We start from the raw sequence: 7303 nt of genomic DNA, 5'->3' as shown, positions 1-7303 counted from the left end.
TCCACCATCAGTGGCCCACCTGGCGGCGACGCAACCAAGCCCGCTCCCGCTGGCACCACAACAAGCGACGCCTCACCGACCTCGACTGAACCCACATCCCAACAACCCATCAGGTCACAACGTGCGACTGAAGTACCGGGCCGAAAGGGAAAGCACATCCGGTCCAAAGGCGGTACTGGCCCGCCAGCATCACGCCAACTTCCAATCCGACCCGAGGGCGGGACGCTCACAAAGATCCGGCGCCGTGGCCAGCGATGGTTATCGAGTCGCCGTAAGGGGTTTTGTAGGGGGCCGGATAGGGGGGTGCGGGTCAGAGCCGGACGGCTAGGCTCAATGTGACCGGAATACCGCCAGCGAGGATGGAGCCGTGGCAAATCTTCACGCATGGCGGGCGCTCTCAGCAGCGTCCGGCCGGAGCGCCGTGCGTTCCTCGGACATCGATCTGCCGGGACGTTCCAAGACCGGTTACGCGTTTCCGGTGGCGGAAACGGCAGGGACAATCACCTGGCGAGCGACCCGGCGCCCGGACAGCCGCGTCCGCACCGGCACCGGACGGTTCCGTTCGGTGCCGCGGCCGGTGGTGATGGACATCATCACCGGCCGCCTTGACCACATCGGTGACCTCCGGGCGTGAACGGGACCCGGCGGGTTCAGCGGAATTGGACCGTCGACACGACGAGAGGAGAGGGCATGTGGCACACCGGAAAGGAATCGGCCGACCGGGCGAGCGGCCAGGTCCGGCTCGAAGGAGGGCCGACGGAGCTCGCCGGCACTGTGGACCTGGAGGAATTCAAAGAAGCATTCCGCTCGGACGAGAAGATAAAGATCCGCTACCGCAACGGATATGAGCACTACGAGTCCGTGGGCGACCCGACCTCCGCCGATTTCCGCTGGGTGGGAACCACCAAGATCGCTGAATGAGAGCGGGAGATCACCGGCATACAGATGCGGAAACCAGTCAGTGGTACCCGGTCGGCGGGCGGCCGGCGCCGTGTCGTTCGAACCACAACAGCGGCCGGGGCAACGGTCTCCGCAACCGCGGCGTCCGGCACCGCGACCCCGCGGAGCCCGGCCGACCGTGGGATGCCACCATGTCCCGGCTCCGACACCCGCGCGGCAGGCGGTGCACCCGACTCCACTGAAGCCCGTGGTGTGCGGGACGGCGCATGACGTCCGCGCGGGTCCGGGTGGGACGAGGCGCGGCTGACATACGCCCTGGCGTTGTGGACGAGGACGGTCCTGGTACCGGTGCCGTCCGGCGTGTGGATGGGGCTGCCGGACCGGCCGACCGGCGCGCGAGGCACCGGCTGCGGCCTGCCCGTACCGATGTCCCGCGGGCTGCGGGCCGGGGAGCCGCGGTGGCTGACCCGGCGACGAGAACGGCCGGCCCCCAGCCGGGTTCCCGGGTATCAACGCCGCAAAGACGCGGTCGGCCGCCTGGGGACTTCACCCCAGCTGGCCGGTTGTCCGGGGACAACCGGCCTTCCTGGTACTGAGTCGGCGCGGACTGCTTCACGGCGGTAACGGGTCCGGGTGTCCGCGCGACCAGATCGCGGGCCATCGCCGGGTGGCGCGTGGGCGGCGGCGGTCAGGGGACGGGTTCCGGCAGGCGCAAGGAGAGTTGGGTACGGCGGCGTATACCGAGTTTCCGGTAAGCACGGGTGAGGTGCTGTTCGACCGTGCTGACCGTGATGAAGAGCTTTCCGGCGATCTGCTCGTTCGTGGACCCCCGTGCGGCCAGGTCCGCCACACGCCACTCCGCCGAGCTGAGCCGGCTGGCGGGCGCGGCGGCCTCGTTCGCGCTCTCCGCTCCGTCCTCGGCCGCCGCCGGTGGCCGCGGCAAGAGCGCCGCGGCGCAGCGATCCGCCAGTGCCTTCGCCTTGTGGGCGTGCCGGCGGGCCTGGACGGAGTCGCCCAGTGACTCGTAGGCGTGGCCCAGATCGGCGAAGGTGTAGGCCAGGTTCAGCAAGTCGCCGGAGTGGTCGAGGACGCTCGCCGCTTTCAGCAGCACCGGTAGACGCTCGTTCAGGCTGAGGGTGGCTGCCATGGCGCGGTAGGTCAGGCCGCGCGTCCGCGCGTGGTCCGGTGGGACCAGCGACATCTGCTCCGTCAGGAGTTCCCTCGCCTGGGCCACCAGGCCCTTGTGGAGGTACGCGCGGGCAGCGTTGACGCGCCAGGGCACCGCGGACGGGCAATCGGCCTCCCAGACCTTCATCAGGTGCCCGGCCGCCAGGAAGTCCTGGAGGGCGCTGTCGTGGCGGCCGCGGGCGAGGTGAAAGTGGCCACGGGCGTCGAGATAGACTATTCCACCCAGGGTCCCGAAGGCAGCACTGGGGACGGGGAGTTCACACAGCCGCCCGGCCTCCGCGAGGTTCCCCATCGCCGTGGTGGTGAGGATGAGGAGGGACAGGGGGAAAACGATGGCCATCCCCCAGCTCTCGCGGGGCATCATCGCGAGGGCGGCATATGCCTGTCGCTTGGCGCTCGCCAGGTCTCCAAGACGGTAGTGGATCTCCGCGCGCACCGAGGCGAACATGGCGTTCCACGCGAGCCCGTGCGTCTCCCCCATGGAGGCGAGGAGTGCGTCGCACCACACCGACGCCTTGTCCAGGTTGTCGGAACAGATCAGCACCATGAGCGAGGCGAGCGACGACGCCGAACTCGCCGTTCCGGCCAGTGCCTCCCGAAGGACGATTCCCGCGGCGGCGACGGCCCCTTGCTCGCCGGCGCCGCGCAGGACCGCGCCGAGTGCGGCCGCGGCCCGGTGCTCGGGCGCGCCAAGGCCAAGGTCCGGCGGGAGCGCGTCGTCGAGCCCCGGGGCGGCCGCGATACCCGGGTAGATGAGCGGGAGCCACAACCGCAACTGCTCGGTGTACGGGACGGCGTCCGCGCCGGAGTCGTCGCCGAGGCGCGCCATCACGCGTGTCGCCTGCTCAACCTGGCCGTTCCAGAGCAGGCTTCTGACGACGGGGACCGACTGCCGGACAGACAGCTCGCCGTGCTCGGCGGCTGCGACCAGGTCAGGCAGGTAGCTCTTCACCGCCGCGGGGTTGTACCGCCACATGACGTCGGCGAGCCTCGCGGCGGTGTCGATCCGCTCCCGCCCATCCGCGCTCTCGTGGTGCGCCCGTCCGAGATAGCTGATGGCCGCCCTATGGTCCCCGCCGGCGAGGGCTTGGTCCGCCGCGTCACACAGGATCTGCTTGGCCCACGGGATCGCCTCGTCGATACGCATCAGGTGCTCGGCCGTCACCAGGGCGGGGGCGCCGACGTGGGGCAGCAGGCGGGCGGCGCGGGACCGCATGGCGTGCCGCTCCTTCTGCGGGATGCTGCCGAGCACGGCCTCACGCACGCTCGGCTGCCCGAGGAGCCAGTGCTCCAGCAGCCCGCCGACGCCAGGCGACTCGGCGACCCGCGCGACGGATTCCGGGTCCATGTCGCAGAGCCGCGCGATGACCGCCGCCGACCGGAACTCCCCCAGCGTGGCCATCGCCTGCGCAATCTCCAACACGACGGACTCGGCCCGGTACAGGCAGCTCAGGACGGCACGGCCGAAGGCTGGGCCGACCACCGGCCGCCGCTGCGCGGCCGAGTCCGCGACCGTGCCGGTGTAGTCCTCGGCCAGCGCGCGCACCAGCAACGGTCGGCCGCCGCTGAGCTCCCTGCACTCGGACGCGATCCGCCCGGCCGTCTCCAGGCCGAAATGCTCTTCGAGCAAAGTCGCCACACCGGTCTTCGAGAGCGGCTCAAGGACTATTCGAGTGCAGTTCGGCATCCTGAGGATCTCAGCCTGGAGGATGCGCTGGACGCTCTCCCGGCCCATGTCCGGACAGTAGGTGAGGACGACGGTCATCGGTACGTTGCCCATCCGGCGCATGAGTGCGAGCAGGTACCGCATCGACTCGACGTCCATGAAGTGCGCGTCGTCGATGCAGACCACCAACTGCAGGCCACCGGCCAGGAACTGGAGGGCGCTGTGCAACAGGCCGAGTATCGGCGGGGAGATCTCGCTGTGCGCTCCCCCCCAGCCGGCGTTCTCCACCAGCGTGCGCACCTCGACTTCCACCCCGTGCGACAGGAGCCGTCGTCCCCCCAGCAGTTGGTCGACGATCCCCAGTGGCTGGTACCGCTCGAAACTCGACGCGGTGGCCTCCAGGACCATCGCCCCGGCCTCGGCGGGCTCGCGAGCGAAGGACTCGAGTAACGCGGTCTTACCGCTTGCCAGCGGGCCGCTGATGGCGACTATCCGGCACCGGCCCAGCGAACTCTCGTGGTAGATCTGGGCCAGGGTCTTTTCTTCCTCGTCCCGTTCGACCAGTTTCTCCATCACTTCTCACAATCTCGCAACAGGGGACAGGGGGATCAGCACCCGACGAATTCACGCGAGCATGTGTGTGAAATATCAGGAATAGTCGTGCGCTTCGGAGGCCGATGCCGCCTCCGGGGCACTCGGCGCTGGCGCCACTCCGTGCCTGCGGTCGATCGCGGTGATGAGTGGCCCGGTCATAGCGGTGGTGATCAGAGCCATGAGGACCAGGACCGTGAACAGCCGACCGTCGATAATTCCCGCGCTCAACCCCACGTTCAGCGCGATGAGTTCGGTCAGACCCCGAGTGTTCACCAGGGCGCCGACGGTGACCGACTGCCTGTGGTCGAGACCGCCGAGCCGCGCCATCGCGTAGCCCGAGGTGACCTTCGCGACGATCGCGCCCGCCAGGACCACAGCCAGCAGAAGCACGTCGGGACGGCTGAGCGTACTGATGTTGGTCGTCAGTCCGGTGACCACGAAGAACAGGGGCAGCAGCAGTCCTCCGGTCTGCTCCATCGAGCGCACCACGTCCGCGTCCGGTGCGCCGTCCGGTTTGGGCATGACGAGTCCGGCGACGAAGGCCCCGAAGATCGGGTGCAGGCCGAGGGAGGCGGTGGCCCACGCCCCCGCCGCGGCCAGCACGAGTGCGATCGGCAGGCTGCTCGACGTCACGGCGCCCGGGCGCTGGGTTAGCCACTTCAGCGCGGGGCGGACCACGAAGATCATCAGCGCGGCGAAACCCGCGAGGAGCAGCAGCGTCTCAAGCCAGGGCCTGCTCCCGGCCTCGTCGGTGCCGATGAGGGCGGCGGCCAGGATGAGCCAGGCGAACAGGTCCATGAGCCCGGCGGCCGAGGTGGCGATGTTCCCCACGGCTGTCCCGGCGATCCCGCGTTCCGCCGCGATCGCCGCGAGCACCGGGAGAGCCGTGATGGACGTCGCGACGCCGAAGAAGAGCACGAAGGAACGGCCGTCGGCGTGCTGGGAGTCGAAGGTGCCGAGGTGCCGCACCCCGAGGGCGACCAGACAGCCCAGGGCCAGGGGGATGAGCATCGCGCCGGTGGAGATGAGCAGGACCGGCTTGCGGTGGCGGCGGACGGATCCCAGGTCGATCTCGTAGCCCACGCCGAACATGAAGATCACCACGGCGATCTGGGCGATCACGGAGATGAAGGGCACCGCCTCGGGCCGGAAGAGGTGGTCCGTCGGGTTACCGGGAAGTCTACCGAGCAGACTCGGTCCGAGGATGACACCGGCGGCGATCTGACCGAAGACCGTCGGCTGCCCTATGCGACGCGCGAGGGCTCCGAGGATTCCGGACGCCCCGAGTACGAGTGCGATGTCGCCGACCACGTCGGCCGTCACCACGTCCATTTGCATTACCAACCCCCGTTTGGTCGATAAGAACGATTAGCGCCGTGCCGCTCTCAGAGCCAGTGCGCATCTCTGGCAATCCGTAACGCGTCGATGCGATTGCGCGCGCCGAGCTTCGCCACAAGGGAGGAGAGGTAGTTGCGCACGGTGCCCTCGGAAAGGTGCAACCGTGTCGCGATCTCGACGATCGTGTCTCCGTGGGAAAGGCATTCCAGGACGGAGAGTTGGCGCGCGGTCAGCGGGCAGCCCGCGTTCGCCAGGGCTGCAACCATGAGGTCGGCGTCGAAGACGCGTTCACCCTGGTGGACCCGGTGCAGGCCCTCGAAGAAGCGACTGGGCGGTACGCTCCGCTGCAACATGCCGTCGACGCCGCCGGAGAACGCCTGCCGGGCGATCGATCGGGTGAAACTCTCGGCCAGCACCAGGCTCCGGCACTCCGGCAGGCTCGCGATCTTCTCGGCAACGCTGATCGCGCTGCTGTCAGCGCCGTCGAAGCTGATGACCGCGATATCCGGCCGGTGAATCTCAGCGAACTCCAACGCATCGGCGTCGCCGCCGACCGCCCCGACGACCCGGATCTCCTCGCACTTCTCCATCAACGCGGCAAGCGCACTGCGGGAAAGCAGCAAATCGTCCGATATCATTACTTTGATGATCATTGATTCCTCCTGGGATGAGGAACGATTCGCCGGCGGCCGAAAAGGGTCGAACCGGTGGTCAGCTCGGTGGCCCGGCCGAGAGCGGCCCGTCCCGTGCGATGTCGACGTCCGGCGACGCCGGTCGGCCGTACGGAAAGACCCCGCCAGACCAGTGACGGTGCGGTGCGTCGCGACGCCCATCGGCCAGCAGCGCGCGTAGACCGTCCTCATCACGGGCACAAGGGGGTGCTCCGCCCCAGCCGCGGAGTTGCTGGCACGGCGGCAGCGGACCGCCATCCGTCCGTCGACCCGTCAGCACACCGGATGCGCCCGGCTACCGGCACGTGGGCAAAGGTCGCCGTCGCGAATCCGGCGGCTTCGACAACCTCGGCTCTATCGCGCTGGGAGTACAACGGCCGGCAGCGCGCCTGCTCCATTCTACGGCCAGGAGAAAACCGCCACTGACGGCCGGTCCAGTCCCTTGGCTTAATAACCTGGCCATGCGATGAGGGCTCGGCGTCGCCATACATCCCATGTACGCATTTGAGGCTCTATTCACTGCCTATACACCCCCGAGATTGAGCCATCGCCGATGGTAGCCAGTCCCTATGTGGGAGGTCAAGAAGCTCGGGCCAGAGAACTGCTTCGAGTCACCGGCGGTGGAGCGAAGTAATCCGGTTTTAATTATGCGATAGATTAGTCGGGGATCGTGGGTTCGTTTGGTTTGCGCCACCTTCGGGTGATTTCAGGTTTGGGTAGGGCGTTCGTTACAGGACTTCGGTTTATCAGCCGCGCCGTTTCGGAAGGCCGGCCGTGCACCTGGAGGCCAGGGCGGTTTCAAAGTCTTGGTGATCAAGCAGATGGGCTGGTCACGACGGCATCACGATGGTCCGGTGGCCCGCCACGCACGCAACGAAGCTCCGGTCGGTGCAGGTGACCAGTCAAGTCGCCTGTACCGCCCGGAGCTTCGATGTGCCGTCAGTCT

The 7303-nt window shown here is 68.2% G+C and carries 4 protein-coding genes; 1 reads left to right on the top strand and 3 read right to left on the bottom strand.

The window, feature by feature from the left end; translation table 11 throughout:
• Window positions 1-690 precede the first annotated feature (690 nt).
• Window positions 691-921 carry a DUF5988 family protein gene (locus tag AC13HU_RS27340; protein WP_483044617.1) on the top strand — a complete coding sequence of 77 codons (231 nt, stop codon included), beginning with the start codon at window positions 691-693 and terminating at the stop codon, window positions 919-921.
• A gap of 667 nt (window positions 922-1588) precedes the next feature.
• On the opposite strand, the gene AC13HU_RS27335 is transcribed toward AC13HU_RS27340, so the two are convergent.
• The 3 genes from AC13HU_RS27335 to AC13HU_RS27325 all read right to left on the bottom strand — a co-directional run bounded on the left by AC13HU_RS27335 (window position 1589) and on the right by AC13HU_RS27325 (window position 6339).
• A complete protein-coding gene (locus tag AC13HU_RS27335) occupies window positions 1589-4327 on the bottom strand; it encodes an AAA family ATPase (protein ID WP_483044616.1) in 2739 nt (912 codons plus the stop codon).
• A 75-nt stretch (window positions 4328-4402) separates the two neighbouring features.
• Window positions 4403-5680 carry a cation:proton antiporter domain-containing protein gene (locus AC13HU_RS27330; protein ID WP_483044615.1) on the bottom strand — a complete coding sequence of 426 codons (1278 nt, stop codon included), beginning with the start codon at window positions 5678-5680 and terminating at the stop codon, window positions 4403-4405.
• Between the two features lie 53 nt (window positions 5681-5733).
• A complete protein-coding gene (locus AC13HU_RS27325) occupies window positions 5734-6339 on the bottom strand; it encodes a LuxR C-terminal-related transcriptional regulator (RefSeq protein WP_483044614.1) in 606 nt (201 codons plus the stop codon).
• Between the last annotated feature and the right edge of the window lie 964 nt (window positions 6340-7303).

It is taken from the genome of Streptomyces sp. NH27, assembly GCF_056859195.1.
This window is presented reverse-complemented; position numbering and strand designations above follow the sequence as displayed.